Raw genomic sequence first — 16,070 nt, 5'->3', positions numbered from 1 at the left:
GGTTTTTGTTTTATTAGAATTGCATTTCAGGAATTTCACCTTCAATGATCAGATCTGCTTCTGTTGATTTGATGATATGCTCTACTGAAACTCCCGGAGCCCTTTCCACAAGTTTGAATCCGGCTGGAGTAACATCCAATACCGCTAATTCTGTTACCACTCTTTTCACACAGTTAACACCTGTAAGCGGAAGGGTACATTTCTTAAGAATTTTGCTTTCTCCGGCTTTGTTCACGTGCATCATAGCAACGATAATATTTTCTGCAGAAGCTACAAGATCCATTGCGCCTCCCATTCCTTTTACCATTTTTCCGGGGATCTTCCAGTTGGCAATATCTCCGTTTTCTGAAACCTCCATCGCTCCCAGGATAGTAAGATCTACCTTCTGGCCGCGGATCATCCCGAAACTGAATGCGGAATCAAAAAATGAACCTCCTGGAAGGATCGTAATAGTTTGTTTTCCTGCATTGATGATATCTGCATCTTCTTCACCTTCGAAAGGGAAAGGCCCCATCCCCAGGACTCCGTTTTCACTCTGGAATTCTACGGAAATACCTTCCGGAACATAGTTGGCAACCAGAGTGGGAATTCCTATTCCCAGGTTTACATAGTAACGATCTTTCAGTTCTTTTGAAATTCTTTTGGCAATTTGTTCTTTTGTAAGCATAGTAAAAACTTAGACTGCAATTTAATTCTTTTCACTTGAATACAAAAGGTCTTTGTTATTCAAAATTATTAATGTTATAAGTCAAAATAATATCTCTAATTTTGCAGCATTATTTATTAAAATGAAAATACTTTTAAGATACCTTAGGCCTTACCAATGGTTAATTGTCATTTCTTTGCTTCTGGCAGCCATTAATCAGGTTTTTTCTTTGTTTGCTCCGGCTATTACGGGTAATATTCTGGATCAGTTGGTTACCCATCCTAACTTCTTTGATAAGGAAAAGTTCCTTCCGAGAAGCCTGAACGAATATTTATATGGAAGCCCGGCTTATCACGGTGCTTTTTACTTTTTAGGATTACTTATCGGAACAGCTATGGTGAGCAGAATTGCCAAGGCTTTTCAGGATTATGCGGTAAGTGTTATTACGCAAAAGTTTGGTGCAAAAATCTTTACGGATGGTTTAAAACACTCTATGGCGCTGCCTTACCAGGAATTTGAGGATCAGAGAAGTGGTGAGACTTTATCTATCCTGACGAAAGTAAGGGAGGATTCTGTAAAGTTCATTACCAATTTTATTAATATTTTCTTTGGTATTTTGGTGAGTATTATTTTCGTTTCCGTGTATGCGATCCGTCTCCATTGGTCGATCATGCCGGTATATATCTGCGGAATTTTCCTGATTGCATTTGTCACCAATTTACTGAGCAAAAGAATAAAGGGCATCCAGAAAAATATCGTTTCGGAAACTACGGCTTTAGCAGGAAGTACCACGGAAAGCTTAAGAAATATAGAAATTGTCAAGAGTCTGGGATTAACGAGTCAGGAAGTAATCCGTCTAAATAATAATACATATAAAATTCTGGGACTTGAGCTCAGAAAGGTTAAAAGCATCCGTTCTTTAAGCTTTATCCAGGGAACGATGGTGAATTTTCTTCAACAATTAATCACCCTGACCTTGTTATTCCTGATTTTTAAAAATGTAGTTACTCCCGGGCAGTATCTGTCTCTTATGTTTTACGGTTTCTTTATTTTCGGGCCGATGCAGGAGATCGGGAATATCATTATTTCTTACCGTGAAGCAGAAGCATCTCTTCAGAATTTTGACCGTTTAATGAAAAAAGATGTGGAAGAAAAACCGCTTCATCCAAAACAAATCGGTGCTATTGAGGAGCTGGAATTTAAGCATGTTTCTTTTAAACATCAATCTGCTCAGTATAAGGCTTTAAATAATATTTCTTTTGATGTTAAAAATGGAGAAACCATTGCTTTTGTGGGGCCAAGCGGTTCCGGAAAGAGTACACTGGTAAAATTGCTGGTTGGGCTTTACAGGCCTCAGGAAGGGAATATTTTTTACAATTCCATCAACGGAAAGGAATTTGATTTTGATGAATTAAGAAACCAGATTGGCTTTGTAACGCAGGATACCCAGCTTTTTGCAGGAACTATCAAAGAAAACCTACTTTTTGTTAATCCACAGGCTACGGAATCTGAGCTGGCTGTTGCTCTAGAAAAATCCAGCTGCACCGCCTTGTTACAAAGAGCTGAAAAGGGTATTGAAACTGTTATTGGAGAGGGCGGGCTGAAACTGAGTGGCGGGGAAAAACAAAGAATCGCCATTGCCAGAGCGCTTTTAAGGAAACCTCATTTATTGATTTTTGATGAAGCAACATCTGCTTTGGACAGTATCACTGAAGAGGAAATAACTTCCACTATAAAAAGTATTTCGAAAGAAAGAGAGCAAATTACCGTTCTGATTGCCCACCGCTTAAGTACTATTATGCATGCGGACAGGATCTATGTTCTGGAGCGCGGACAGGTTGTAGAAATGGGATCCCACGATAATTTAATTGCTGAAAAAGGACTATACTACGCCATGTGGCGACAACAGATCGGGGAAAGAAAAATGCTTAACCCTCAAGCATAAAAATAAAGCGCTGAATGAATTCAGCGCTTTTTTATTGTAGATTTTATTCCTATTTAAAAAGTAAAAGCTTAAACAAATTTAATCTCAGAAATTATTCTTTGCTTCTGACTGTTCTCTGCTCTATTCTTTTTTCAAATTTCTCTCCCTGGAAGATTCTTTGGATCATGATTCCCGGAATATGGATCTCGTTGGGATCTAATTCTCCCGGTTCTACCAACTCTTCTACTTCAGCAATGGTGACTTTTGCAGCGCCAGCCATCGGATGATTGAAATTTCTGGCAGAACCCTTAAAGATAAGGTTTCCGGCATAATCTCCTTTCCAGGCTTTTACAATTGAAAAATCTGCTTTATAAGCGTGTTCAAGAATATGAGGTTTCCCGTCAAAATCTTTGACTTCTTTACCTTCTGCTATTTCTGTTCCGTATCCTGCAGGAGTATAAAAAGCAGGAATTCCAGCCTGTGCCGCCCTGCATTTTTCAGCTAAAGTTCCCTGTGGAGTAAGTTCAACGTCCAGTTCTCCGGAAAGCATCTGCCTTTCGAATTCTGCATTTTCCCCTACATATGAGGAGATCATTTTTTTGATCTGTCTTTTATGAAGCAATAATCCCAGCCCGAAATCATCGACTCCTGCATTGTTTGAAATGCACGTTAAGTCTTTTACATCGCTTTCCACTAAAGCATTGATGGAGTTTTCAGGGATACCGCAAAGGCCAAATCCCCCCAGCATTAAAGTCATTCCATCATTAATTCCTTCGATGGCTTCTGTGGCATTTTTTACTCTTTTATCTATCATGAAATATTAGATTTTCTGTCGGTTAAATTTAATCATTTTTCTTAAATCTACAGTAAGCGGAAATTTATTTACTCATTTTATAAGGAAGTTCAAACTTATGGCATTTAATTCAAGAAAACTGATGCATTCAAAATTACCGTCACCTATTTGATTTCAACTTCAGGAATCAACAAATATAAAAAATTCCGGGATTTTACGGGTCTTCCTAAGTTAAACACAGTCTTATTTCTCAGTAAAATGATTTATATTTGACATTGGAAAACGACAGTTATGTAATCTAAACAAAGGATATTTAACCCCCAATCTGATAACCATTTAAATGATAATAAAAACATGAAAAAATTATTTACAACAGCAGTTCTTGCCCTGTTTCTGAGTATCAGTATAAATGCCCAGGAAAAGATCTATTTTGATGAAAACTGGGAGAAAACCACTCAGGATAAAATGGAATTTTACAGGGAAACCGCAGCCAAAGGTAAGCTTACACTAATCAAAGACTTTTATAAAAACGGAAAACTTCAAATGGAAGGCCTTGCTTCGGACCCTACACCGGGTAGTGAGGTGTATGACGGTAAAGTAACCTGGTACAACCCCGAAGGAAAAATAAACAGCACAGCAACTTTTTCCGGCGGGAAGCAGGTGGGACCTTCCCAGACTTTTGACGACAAAGGAAGGCCTCTGGAAGATCTGGTGTACAGCGCAGACGGTAACTTCAAGGGCAAATCCTATATGTATAAGAATATAGAGAATGAATCCTACTTTAACTCTTATACAGTATATGAAAGTTCCACAGAGTCCAGAACTATTGTGTATGATAACGATATTAAAGGAATCAGGTACGAAACTGTAACAGACAAGGACGGAAACAGTGAAACTAAATATTACGGTGAAAATGGCAAATATATAGGAACAAGCTCTTCTAAAAACACTGATAATAATCTTCTCGTAGAATACTATCCTAACCCTATGAGGGTTTCAAAAATTGAGAAATACAAAAATGACGGAAGTATAAAGGAAGTTGTTATTTACGGGAAAAACGGAAAAATCCTGCAGGAACAGAAAATGAACAAAAAAGACGGCTACAAAACAACATATGACGGAAACGGCAACAAAGTAGCACATCTTACCTATACCTATGATAAAGATTCTGATTCCCTGATCCCTCAGGAAGGGGAAGACCACCAGTTTATCAACGACTATTCGCTTGTTTCCCTGATCAATGTTTATAAAAACAGTTCTCTGGTTCTTAATAGGTTTTTTGACGAAAACGGAAAACTGTCTTCAGAGAAAATTATCAAGGATGATGTAACGCAGGAAATCAAATATTACACCCCGGACGGAAATCTGAAAAGCAACATCACGTATAAGGATGACCTGCCTTATAATGGTATTTTATATGAAGGAGTTACCGAGGAACATTATAAAAACGGGCTTTTGGTTTTATCTAAATTTTTCTGGGATGATAACACTCTGAGATCTGAAAAAAAGCTCAATGCCAAACAGGACGGTTATGATTCAACGGTATATAATGAAAAAGGTACGCTGTTGTTTGCCTACAGCCAGCCATTAGAAGAACCTGAAGGTTTTACCGCCCAGGTTGTTCAGTATGCTAAAGGCAAGGCGGTGAATAAATCGGTTTTTAAAGATGGTATCCTGCAAAGCGGTAAAATTAAAGTTAAGGGCGAACAGGGCATAAAAGAACTCGAACGCAGCGGAAAATGGATAATTGTAAAAGTTTACAACGCAGACGGCCAGCTTATCCAGGACGCCAAAGTCCTGGCTGACAATGAAGAAAGTGATATTTTCACGGTCATTCAGACCAGGATGCATGAGCAGTATTTGCTTGACGGTTTTGATTAGTTTTCAATTAAAAATCAAAATAGTTTCGGCCGGCTTTTCAAGCCGGCCGAAACTATTTTGATATATCATTATATTATTGTATAACAAGCTTTAAAGTGAATAATTTCCGGGTATGCACTTTTACAAAGTATACTCCTTTCGGAAGGTTTTCGTTCACCAGAGAGAAGCGTTGGTTGTTGATGTTTTTGGATTCATACAACAGCTGTCCTGATGCTGATACCAGCTCAATTTTCTCAATAGGATAATCACTTTTGATGAATGTAGGTTCTCCCGGTTTTGTAGGATTCGGGTATAAAACCACGTTTTTCTCAGTACTTTTTACTTCTTCGGCTCCCAATGTTGCGGAAGTAATCTGAAACTCTTTTCTGTTGGATACCTCGGTATAAGAATCGTTGGTAAACATCACCATGTAGTAATTCCCCGGTGTTGCAGGAAGCGCTGTTCCCTGAATGGTTTTTGTTCCCTGGGTAACTCCGTCAAAGTAAGTATAGGAAACAAAATTATCATCCGGAATCTGAACACTCTGAGGATAAATTCCCAACCAGTCCTTGATAATTCCAGGAGAATCTGTCCATGAAGCGGTAATATTTTCGCCTAATGTATAAACAGGCTTGTTGATCCATAATTCCGTGACAATATCCCCTACTTTAAAGAATACTTTGTCCCCTATTCCGGTATATCCGTCTTCAAGCAGATATTGAGCGTAATAATATCCTTTTGGAAGACCTGTAAAATTCAATGTTCCTGAAGGTGTGGATACATAGCTCCATTTAATAGATGTATTGGTTCCCGGCGTCTGCCCCATTTTGTAAATTCCTATCCAGTCTTTTACCAGATTGGGGCCGTTGCTGTAATTAACGACAACTGTTCCGCCTACAGGATAAGTATCTGCTGTAGTCTGAAGCTGTACTTTCGGGCCTATGTAGAAATTTTTTCTCGGTGTAATTTCTGTGTAGCCATTATTGGCAAAGAATCCTGCGAAGTACTGACCTTTATTGGCAAGACCATTCGGGAAAACAGCGGTTCCTGCCGTCTGTCCATTCGTATAAAGGAAGCTTTGGGAGGTTGTTGTTGCCGGTGTCTGTCCTTTTTTATAAATTCCCACCCAATCCTGCTGATTTCCGGGGCCTCCTGTATAAGTGGCGGTTATCTGTTCATTTTGGGTATATTCTGTTTTATCTAATGTAAATGTAGGATTAGAAACTACACTTCCTGTTACTTCAAACTGTTTTGCATCACTCCAGTCGCTCCATTCCAGGTTTCTGTCCCTGTAGCGTACCTTCACATAATAAATTCCGTTGGAAATAGAGTTTGCGGGAATGGTTGCCTTTGTAATATCAAGTCCGGCATTTAAATTTTTCGTTCTGTCCGGTGTTCCGTTTCCGTCCTTTCCGAACCAGTTTTCATAATCGCGGTAGAATTCTTTCTCAATTACAGAGAAATTTGAAGCCTTACTGATTAAAAACTGTGTGGTATTCAGCAGTTCTCCATTAGAAGAGGCAAAAGCACTTCCATCCAGCGTTAAAGGTAATGTTACCGGTGTAGAAAAAGTATTCGCAACAGATGGTTTTGAAGGTTTCGGCTGATTTTTATACCTGTGAAAAGTATCCACCAGTTCATTGTATTTTCTGTTATAAACTCCTCCGATTGAGTAGCATTCTATATCTACTTTTCCGGTCTGTACATCTACTTCTACGATCTGGTAGGTCCAGTCTGTCAGTGTTTTCTGCACATCATCAAAATCTTGTTCATTGGACATTCCCCAATACTGGTCCCATGCAGTTCCTCCGGAAATGATCTGGTAATTCGGGGTATCTTTTAACTGGCCTCTGTGATACAAATGGTGGTGAGCTCCCACGTGCATTAAATATTTACCGGAAGTAGTCAATAAGGGTACTGCATTGTTTCTCACCCAAGTAGAGATATCACCTACGTACTGCTCTGCCTGGTATGGTCTGTGGCTTAGAGAGATAATCCAGTCTACTGTAGGATCATCGTTTGCTTCATTCAATATCTGTGAAAGCCATGTCTGCTGTGCTGTTCCTGTATGTTCAGAACTTAAACTTACAAACAGAACATTCCCAGCCTGCTGTGCATAATAATTTTCATTTCCTGAACTGATATTTTTGTACTTAATTTCATCAATATAGAAATGGGCATAATAAGAATTCATCCCGAGGGTTCCGTACGTCTCATGATTTCCTACTGTTGTCTGGATAGGAAGATAGGGAGATAATTTGATGTTCTTTTTGAAGTGAACATTTTCATAATGGTCCAATGTTCCCACATCTACCTGATCTCCCACCATAAAAGTAAGCGCAATATTATCAGAAGGATCGGAATTGGGCCCGAATTTCTGTTTTAATTTTTTGAATGCATTTAAGGTAAGACTGTCATACCTCGGTTCTGCCTTGATCTGGTTGTCTCCCATAATCAGGAAACGTATTTTCCCATCCGCAGTAACAGGCTGCCCCGGCAAAGGAAGTGTTCTGAAATTATAAACTGATGACTCGCTGGTTCCTGTCTTTATTTTGTAGTAATATTTGGTATTTGGCTGCAAGCTGGTAATCTTTGCCGTGTGGTAATAATAGTTGTTATTATAGCCTGTATCCGAAAAAATATTGGTTGTTCCGGTAACGGTTACATTCAGATTGGCTGGAGATGTTCCGTAGATCACGGTTGTTTCGTTGTCGGAAGCTGTTTTCCAGTTGACGATCATTGAATTGGGCGTCGGATTCTGCAGGTAGGGAAACAATGCCTGCCCGAATGCCATCTGGACGGCAAAACAGAAAAAGAAGAAATAATGTTTCATAGTTGTTTACTTTTGTATAGATTTATTTCGATTTGTATATCAGATGCTAAAAAATGATCTGATTTTTTAATTTCGGGCAAAAGTAGATTTCCTATATAAACTGTGCCTGATGGGAATTTAAAAGAACTGTTAATTTTCAGGCAGATACAGCGCGAAAAAATTATAGTTTTTAGCACATTAAATATTTGGTAGAATCAAAAACTATTTTGTATCTTTGCGACCTGTTATTCAACCTCTGACGAAGAACGTGTAAGTTGCTTAGCTTTAACATTTTATTTTATTAATAATGGATTTATTAAAGTACGTACAAGACCAGTACATTACTAAAAAAGATTTCCCTGAATTCAAAGCAGGAGACACAATTACTGTGTATTACGAAATTAAAGAAGGACAAAAAACAAGAACTCAGTTCTTCAAAGGTACAGTTATCCAATTAAGAGGTACCGGAGCTACAAAAACATTTACTATCAGAAAAATGAGTGGTGATGTAGGTGTAGAAAGAGTATTCCCTATCAACATGCCTGCACTTCAGAAAATTGAAGTTGACAGAAGAGGTAGAGTTAGAAGATCTAGAATTTATTACTTCAGAGACCTTAGAGGTAAAAAAGCTAGAATCAAAGACGCTGCTTACAAGAAAAAGTAATTCAGACAACAATACATACAAAAAGAGGCTATCTAATTCAGATAGTCTCTTTTTATTTTGCATATAATCTGATGTATTAATTTCTCTGTAGTATTTCTTAAACGCAAAGTTTTAATTATATTATTTTAAGGGGGCCAAGGAAGAATCAATTAAAATTAATTCGATTAAGCGGATGGTTATCTATTACATATTTCTGCTCCTATATTATTATGTAAATATCATCCCAGTCCTACTTAATAAAATCATACAAAGCATTGAAAAATTCCGGATAGACTTCTATATGCGGAAGATGCCCTACATTTTCAAGCTCCACCAGCTTTGAACCAGGAATTTCCTGTTGTGTCTTTTTACCTAGCTCCTGGTACTGACCCATTTTAGGCTGAAGATCTTTAGGCGCCCTATCCTTTCCTATTGCTGTTCTGTCTCTTGTTCCAATAATAAGAAGTGCAGGTGTTCTGATATTTTTGAACTCATAACAGACAGGTTGGTTATAAATCATATCAGAAGTCAGTGCAGCATTCCACGCCACCTTCGGATAATCTTTATGCAGTGTCCAGCCTGCAATAAGGTCCAGCCATGGCTGATATTCTTCTTTCCATTTATTGTCGTAGTAGAATTTTAGCTGATAAGCCTTATAGGTTTCAGCAGTATTTTTCAGCTCTGATTGATAAGCTTCATCAATAGTTTGGTAGGCCGCAAATGTTTTATAATCTTCCAGTCCTATAGGATTTTCAAGGATCAGTTTCTGAACTTTTTCAGGATAAAGAAGGGTGAATCTTGTTGCTACCATCCCACCCATAGAGTGTCCCAGCACTATTATTTTATCAATTTCAAGTTTATCCAGTATGGCTTTTGTATTTTGAGCCAGTTGTGAGAAGGAAAACTGGTAACTCTGAGGTTTTGAAGATTTTCCAAACCCGATCTGATCCGGAATAATCACTCTGAATCCTTTATCTGAAAGGTCTTTGGCGGTCTTTTCCCAATATGCTCCGTTAAAATTCTTTCCATGGAGAAGCATGATCGTTTTTCCGTTTGCCTTTTTGGGCTGGACATCCATATAGGCCATTTTAAGCTCATTATTCTGAGATTTAAGGTTGATATAATGAACTTCAAAAGGATATTTATATTCAGACAGCTCTGCATCCAGGGGTTTTATCTGCGAAAACAGGAAAGTTGGTATTGCGGAAAGCATGATCATTGCCGCTGCCTTTCTGAAATATTTCATAGAAACTTTATTTGATCTAATAAAATTAAAAAAACCGCTCCAAAAGGAACGGTTTCTTGATATTATTTTTAATTTAATTTCATTTATTACGAAAACTCCACGGACTTCACTTCGCTTCTGGAAGGTAAATTCATCAGTACGATAGCAAAAAGGATCAGGATGATACCTATCCACTGTATGAAGAAAACTTTTTCACCCAGTAAAACAAAGGCCATAGTTACCGAAACCGGAAGTTCCAATGATGAAACAATGCTTCCCAATCCAAGTCCTGCATTCGGAAAACCTATATTAAACAAAATAGGCGGAACAATGGTTCCAAATAAAGCAAGAACAAATCCATATGTCCAGAATATTGAATAATTGAATGAATGAATATGCTCTGTATTTTCCGTAAAATTCAGATATAAAGACTTTAATCCATCAGAATACATAGGACCTATCTGTGCAAAAAATAAAAATCCGAATACTACAACCGCACCTCCGCAAAGCATAATGATACTTTTCCTGAACACAGGAAGATGAGTAGCCAATGTATTGGACGTAAACATAGTCATCGTATAGGATGCAGCGGCCATTAAACCCCAGAAGATCCCATGCCAATCAAGCTCAATATCCATATTAATAAGGTTTGTAGCCAATACAGTACCCACCAGTACAATAATTACAGAAGTAATTTTCCGGGCATTGGGTAATTTTTTTGTAATTATACTTTCCACTACAACACTGAACCAAACCGACTGCATCAGAAGCACAATCGCTATGGAAACATTAATGTACTGAACAGCAATATAATAGAACAGACTGGTACAGCCTAAAGATGTTCCTGCAAGCAATAACATTTTCACCTCTTTAGAACTTGGAGATGAAAGTTTTTGTTTCGATGTAATGGTCTGGATGAAATTCAAGATCAAAAGTCCTACAATCCCTAACAGAAATTGCGAAGTGGTAACTTCAGATGTGGTAAAACCATCATGATAAGCCATTTTTACAAATGTAGCCAGCATTCCGTATATACTGGCCCCAATCCCTACGAATAAAACTCCTTTGAGTATATTTTTCTTCTTCATAATTTTTTTAACAGCCTGCAAAGTTACAACATAATAATTTAAATATCCGGGACATTGGTATGATAGATAAATAAAATCGCCGCAAGCTTTGCTTGCGGCGACTCTCAGATAGAGATTATGTAAATTATTATTTTTTAACAATTACTTTGGAAGTAGCATCAATACCAAGACCTTTAACTTTTACCATATAGGTTCCGTTTACCAGGTTACTTGTAGAAACTGCTTTTTTAGCTTCCGGTGAAATTTTGTCTTCCGAAGAAACCAGTTTTCCGGACATATCATAAATTTCCAGACTTACTTTTCCAATAGTACTGCTTGGGAAGTTGATATAAAACTCATTTTTCGCAGGATTTGGATAGATAGAAATCTTGTTCTTGGCAATCTGTACGTCTTCTGTTGAAAGTGCAGAACAGCCTTCAGGAAGAGTAAAACTTTCAGTCTGGTCGTTGATATTAAGTTTAGCTCCGGCTGAAGCCCCAGTTCCCAGACCTCTCTTGGCAAATACCCTCCAGATCATACATTTATCCTGTCCTCCTGTTAATGCAAGTTCAGCCTGAAGGATAGCATCTCTTCCATCAATAAAAGTAGGGTTACATGCTTGCAGTTTCAAGGCATTAGTTACCAATTGAAGTACTCTGGAACTTCCGTTTGTTGTATTGGCTGTTACATCAGAAGAGTATCCATATCTTTCAACGTATTTCCAATGCAGATCCCATAACATGGTAGCCCATACAAAACCAATTGAATGAACATCAGGTACGATATTTCCACTTTGGTTCGTATATTCCATACCGTTTGTATCTCCATAAGTATAGTCATTAATCGTAAAATCAGGAGAATACTTTGCCGGTCTGATTCCTCCACCTGACGGAGTTTGCCCCGCAGCGTAAGTAGCCATTCCTCTAGGAACTGATGCATTATCACCAGGTCTGTTGGTTACCATAAGAGCGAAGAAATCTGACCATCCTTCTCCCATCTGTTCTTTACTTGAACTTGAACTTAAACAAGTATAGCCGTTTCCTGTTAATCTGTTAGAAATTCCATGTCCGTATTCGTGGGTTATGATCCCATTATCGAAACTTCCGTCTGGAGTTATACTTGTAGCAGGATCATCTTTTAAAGTTACATTAACTGTTGTGCTTGCTGCAAGCTGGCTTTTAATATATTCTCCTTCAGGATTAAGGATAATCACTGACGGGATAGTAATTGTAGCATCTGTCCCTGACATTTGTGAAGGGAAGTTTGTAGCCGCTGTATGATTATAAATAATAGCACCTATAGCACCTGCATCCTGTGCATTCTTTACTTTTAATGTGAAAGGGCAGTTTGTACCACCTCTTTCCATTAATCCGATTTTTCCGGTAAGAGATCCTGCAGGAAGTGCTGTACAGCCATCAATTACTGAAGCAAGCTGAACGTTACCTGTAACTCCCGTAGCATCTAATGCAGGACCAAACTGAGCAGTTCCAACTGTTGGATTTCGGCTGGTAGCTGCACTTGGAGCATTATAATAGAATAATTGATTTACTGCGGACCATAAATACATCTGCATGGTAGGCCTGTTTCCGTCTGAAGGAGTTGCAAAGTTTGCATTGTTGCTGCCACCTCCATCTTGTGCTTCAGCCTTTACATAATCATTTCCAACACCTCCGTTTGCAAAATTATTCTGTTGGAAGTTTCTTGCCGATTCTGTAAATCCAAATTTATAAAATATATCGTGTACTCTGTTATTTACATAAAATAAATTGGTAATGGAAGCATTTTGATTGCTACCGGGATCGGAATGAATATTAAAAGGGAAATCAAAACTTCTGGACGCTCCTCCTTCTGCTGATACACCACTATTAATACCTCCTGTATCTTCATATGCATGAACATTATTACCCCTTGTTGAAGTATAATGGGTTGTTCCGTCAGAATGCCATCCTTCCGGTGAAGACGTCAACATCCAAGGATTTGAAATAAGAGACCTTCCTCCGAATGTAGGAGCTTCTATAGGGAAAGGGAATACATTATATGAAGCATTATCAGGTGCTAAAAAAGCAGTAGCAGCATTTGAAGTATTTACAGGGCCTATAAGATTATTCTTAGCAAAGCTTTCATGGTCATCATGGGAATAAGCACCATGCTCAAAATTACATGATAAATTTAAATCAAGTTTACTGATAATCTCCCCTGTTGAAGCATTTACCAGGATATTCCAATAGCTTGCAGACTTCGGCTCTCTTAAAGAGTATTCATAAGCAAGTTTAAGATCTCCTTTATCCTCGACATACACTAACCTTTGTTTAGCTGCTCCGGATACAGGCTCAGATTCAGAAAAGCCTATAATAGGCAGATTTGAAATTTCATCTTTTCTTAAATCTTTTGCAATGGATTGAAGTGCATTAAATTTAGTAACAGTTGCAATTTTTGGAGCTGATACAGAATAATCTTTCACAAAGTTATCCGTGTAATAAACTATTTTATTATCTTTTACAAGTGCTGTTCCTACTGAACTATATAATGGCAAACCATTATACATCTGCTGGAACTTTACAACCTGTCCATTCATTGATGTGGAATTATCAATATTGTCAATGGTAAAGTTGGTAAGATCGTTCTTTTTATATTCTCTAATCTTATTTTGAGAAATATAATCTTTAACTAGCTTCTCATTATCTTGTGAAAATAAAGTAGAAGGAAATACTGCGAATGCAGCAAATAAAAGAGGTAGAGTTATTTTCTTCATTTTTACTAATAAAGTCGCTAATTTACAAATAATTCACAATTAATATAATTTTTCAGGGTATTATTTCAAAAATAAAATATTTTATCACAAAATCTATCATTCATACCACTTTTACCATTTCCTCAAATAAGCTACTACAGGCTATTACAATAAAAAACTCTGCTTAAAGAGTAAAGAATTATTTATCCCATTGTTTCACAGAATAGTTTTTAGTTGGAAAGTTTTTAAATTACAGTTAATAAAAAAAGCCGCTCAAATGAGCGGCTTCATATTATAAATGGTTCAAGGATTATTTACCTTCTTCCATTTTTCTTTTCAATTCTGCTAATGCATCGATATCTCCAAGAGTTGATCTTTCTTCATTGTTTGAAGAAGAAGACACATTTCTAGAAGAAACTTCTTTCATGTTTTTCTTCTCTTCGTCTCTGAAGATTCCTGTATGAGAAACTACTACTCTCTTGAATTCTTTGTTGAATTCAATTACTTTGAAATCAGCCTCTTCACCTTTCTTGATTTTAGATCCATCTTCTTTCTCTAACAATCTTGACGGGCAGAAAGCTTCAACTTCAACGTCTTCAAACTGTACAGAAGCTCCTTTATCGTGAACTTCTACAGCTTTACCAGCGTGGATAGTACCTTCAGCATATTTAGTTTCGAATTTATCCCAAGGGTTTTCAGTTAACTGCTTGTGACCTAGAGATAATCTTCTAGCCTGGATATCCAATTCAAGAACGATAACGTTTAATTTATCACCTACTGCACAGAATTCAGACGGGTGCTTGATTTTCTTAGTCCAAGAAAGATCAGAGATGTAGATTAATCCGTCGATACCTTCTTCCAACTCTACGAATACACCAAAGTTAGTGAAGTTTCTTACAGTTCCTACATGCTGAGATCCTACCGGATACTTAGCTTCGATGTTTTCCCATGGATCTTTAGATAACTGCTTGATACCAAGAGAAATTTTTCTTTCTTCTCTGTCTAGTGTTAATACTTCAGCTTCTACTTCATCACCTACCTTCACGAAGTCTCCTGCAGATCTTAAGTGAGTAGACCAAGACATTTCAGAAACGTGGATTAATCCTTCTACACCTGGAGCGATTTCTACGAATGCACCATAGTCAGCAAGAACTACTACTTTTCCTTTTACTTTATCACCAACTTTCATGTCAGCAGAAAGAGCATCCCAAGGATGAGCTTCTAGCTGCTTCATACCTAACTGGATTCTTGTTTTCTCATCATCGAAATCAAGGATAACAACTTTTACAGTCTGTCCGTCTTCAAGGATTTCAGATGGGTGGTTCACTCTAGACCAAGAAAGGTCTGTAATGTGGATCAATCCATCAACACCTCCTAAGTCGATGAATACACCGTAAGAAGTAATATTCTTAACAGTACCTTCAAGAACCTGACCTTTTTCAAGCTGAGCGATGATTTCTTTTTTCTGACCTTCGATATCTGCTTCGATCAATGCTTTGTGAGATACTACTACGTTTTTGAACTCAGGGTTGATTTTCACAACTTTGAATTCCATAGTTTTACCTACGAACTGATCGTAATCTTTGATTGGCTTAACATCAATCTGAGAACCTGGTAAGAATGCTTCGATTCCGTGTACGTCAACGATCATACCTCCTTTAGTTCTAGACTTAACAAAACCGTTAACGATTTCTCCAGTTTCGTGAAGTTCGTTTACTCTATCCCAAGCTTTAAGCGTTCTTGCTTTTCTGTGAGATAATTGTAATTGACCAGTTTTGTCTTCTCTTCTGTCAACCATTACTTCTACATCATCACCAACTTTCAATCCTGGGTTGTAACGGAATTCGTTAAGAGAAATAACACCTTCAGATTTGAAATCGATGTCAACGATAGCTTCTTTGTCAGTTAATCTTACAACTTTACCAATGATAACATCGTTATCGTTAAGGCTGCTTAGAGATCCGTTGTAGATTTCTTCTAGATCGCTTTTTTCTTTTCTTGCATCTGCATCAAGACCTGATTCGAATGAATCCCAATCAAATTGTTCTGGTGCTACGTTTTGGTTTAATAAAACCTCTGCTGAATTTGTCTCTTTTGACATTTTCTAATAAAATTTGTATTCCTTCTTTTTTAACGGTCTGAATAAATGCGGATTAAAAAATACGGAAGTAATTAATTATAAGTAATTTACTCTTCAAACCTTTTCGCCACAAAAGTGGGTGCAAAGATAGGAATTTTATTTGAAATTAACAAAGCTTTTCTGTTCCCTCAATTATTTCTTAAACTACTGAATGTCAGTCTTAAATTCATTAAAAGATTGAAAAATTCAAGGATTAAAAAATTAAATGAACTGAAACAAATACTGATAA

At 37.5% G+C, this 16,070-nt stretch carries 10 protein-coding genes; 3 read left to right on the top strand and 7 right to left on the bottom strand.

The window, feature by feature from the left end; genetic code table 11:
* Positions 1–13: 13 nt before the first annotated feature.
* Positions 14–667 carry a CoA transferase subunit B gene (locus HNP36_RS02225; protein ID WP_034709462.1) on the bottom strand — a complete coding sequence of 218 codons (654 nt, stop codon included), beginning with the start codon at positions 665–667 and terminating at the stop codon, positions 14–16.
* A gap of 121 nt (positions 668–788) precedes the next feature.
* Between HNP36_RS02225 and HNP36_RS02220 the strand changes: the two genes are divergently transcribed.
* A complete protein-coding gene (locus HNP36_RS02220) occupies positions 789–2,591 on the top strand; it encodes an ABC transporter ATP-binding protein (protein ID WP_184160931.1) in 1,803 nt (600 codons plus the stop codon).
* A gap of 91 nt (positions 2,592–2,682) precedes the next feature.
* Here HNP36_RS02220 and HNP36_RS02215 read toward each other — a convergent pair whose 3' ends face one another.
* Entirely contained in the window at positions 2,683–3,384 is a 702-nt protein-coding gene (locus HNP36_RS02215) for a CoA transferase subunit A (RefSeq protein WP_184160934.1), read from the bottom strand.
* 333 nt (positions 3,385–3,717) lie between these two features.
* Between HNP36_RS02215 and HNP36_RS02210 the strand changes: the two genes are divergently transcribed.
* On the top strand, positions 3,718–5,244 hold the full coding sequence (locus tag HNP36_RS02210) for a membrane-binding protein (RefSeq protein ID WP_184160937.1): 1,527 nt from the start codon (positions 3,718–3,720) through the stop codon (positions 5,242–5,244).
* Between the two features lie 73 nt (positions 5,245–5,317).
* Here the strand turns inward: HNP36_RS02210 and HNP36_RS02205 are convergent, their stop codons facing one another.
* Positions 5,318–8,056, bottom strand: a complete 2,739-nt coding sequence (locus HNP36_RS02205; protein ID WP_184160940.1) for a fibronectin type III domain-containing protein — start codon at positions 8,054–8,056, stop codon at positions 5,318–5,320.
* Between the two features lie 286 nt (positions 8,057–8,342).
* Here HNP36_RS02205 and rplS point away from each other — a divergent pair, with 286 nt between their 5' ends.
* Positions 8,343–8,699: a 50S ribosomal protein L19 gene (rplS, locus tag HNP36_RS02200; protein WP_034704964.1), complete on the top strand. Its 357-nt coding sequence runs from the start codon at positions 8,343–8,345 to the stop codon at positions 8,697–8,699.
* 229 nt (positions 8,700–8,928) lie between these two features.
* Here the strand turns inward: rplS and HNP36_RS02195 are convergent, their stop codons facing one another.
* From HNP36_RS02195 to rpsA, 4 genes are all read right to left on the bottom strand, one after another.
* Positions 8,929–9,924 carry an alpha/beta fold hydrolase gene (locus HNP36_RS02195; protein ID WP_184160943.1) on the bottom strand — a complete coding sequence of 332 codons (996 nt, stop codon included), beginning with the start codon at positions 9,922–9,924 and terminating at the stop codon, positions 8,929–8,931.
* Between the two features lie 86 nt (positions 9,925–10,010).
* Positions 10,011–10,991 (bottom strand): EamA family transporter, encoded by a 981-nt coding sequence (locus tag HNP36_RS02190; protein WP_184160946.1) that lies wholly within the window; start codon positions 10,989–10,991, stop codon positions 10,011–10,013.
* Positions 10,992–11,118: 127 nt separating this feature from the next.
* Positions 11,119–13,722 carry a T9SS-dependent M36 family metallopeptidase gene (locus HNP36_RS02185; protein WP_184160949.1) on the bottom strand — a complete coding sequence of 868 codons (2,604 nt, stop codon included), beginning with the start codon at positions 13,720–13,722 and terminating at the stop codon, positions 11,119–11,121.
* 289 nt (positions 13,723–14,011) lie between these two features.
* Positions 14,012–15,802 (bottom strand): 30S ribosomal protein S1, encoded by a 1,791-nt coding sequence (rpsA, locus tag HNP36_RS02180; RefSeq protein ID WP_184160952.1) that lies wholly within the window; start codon positions 15,800–15,802, stop codon positions 14,012–14,014.
* Positions 15,803–16,070: the final 268 nt, after the last annotated feature.

The sequence above is a fragment of the Chryseobacterium shigense genome, assembly GCF_014207845.1.
Classification (GTDB): Bacteria; Bacteroidota; Bacteroidia; order Flavobacteriales; family Weeksellaceae; genus Chryseobacterium; species Chryseobacterium shigense_A.
Note: the sequence above shows the minus strand (reverse complement) of the source record. Positions and strands in the feature narration are given on the sequence as shown.

Excerpts from the sequence above, each read along its gene's own strand:
- HNP36_RS02190 (WP_184160946.1), bottom strand. The coding sequence starts at position 10,991 with ATGAAGAAGAAAAATATACTCAAAGGAGTTTTATTCGTAGGGATTGGG.
- rplS (WP_034704964.1), top strand. The coding sequence starts at position 8,343 with ATGGATTTATTAAAGTACGTACAAGACCAGTACATTACTAAAAAAGAT.
- HNP36_RS02225 (WP_034709462.1), bottom strand. The coding sequence starts at position 667 with ATGCTTACAAAAGAACAAATTGCCAAAAGAATTTCAAAAGAACTGAAA.
- HNP36_RS02215 (WP_184160934.1), bottom strand. The coding sequence starts at position 3,384 with ATGATAGATAAAAGAGTAAAAAATGCCACAGAAGCCATCGAAGGAATT.
- HNP36_RS02195 (WP_184160943.1), bottom strand. The coding sequence starts at position 9,924 with ATGAAATATTTCAGAAAGGCAGCGGCAATGATCATGCTTTCCGCAATA.
- HNP36_RS02210 (WP_184160937.1), top strand. The coding sequence starts at position 3,718 with ATGAAAAAATTATTTACAACAGCAGTTCTTGCCCTGTTTCTGAGTATC.
- HNP36_RS02185 (WP_184160949.1), bottom strand. The coding sequence starts at position 13,722 with ATGAAGAAAATAACTCTACCTCTTTTATTTGCTGCATTCGCAGTATTT.
- rpsA (WP_184160952.1), bottom strand. The coding sequence starts at position 15,802 with ATGTCAAAAGAGACAAATTCAGCAGAGGTTTTATTAAACCAAAACGTA.
- HNP36_RS02220 (WP_184160931.1), top strand. The coding sequence starts at position 789 with ATGAAAATACTTTTAAGATACCTTAGGCCTTACCAATGGTTAATTGTC.
- HNP36_RS02205 (WP_184160940.1), bottom strand. The coding sequence starts at position 8,056 with ATGAAACATTATTTCTTCTTTTTCTGTTTTGCCGTCCAGATGGCATTC.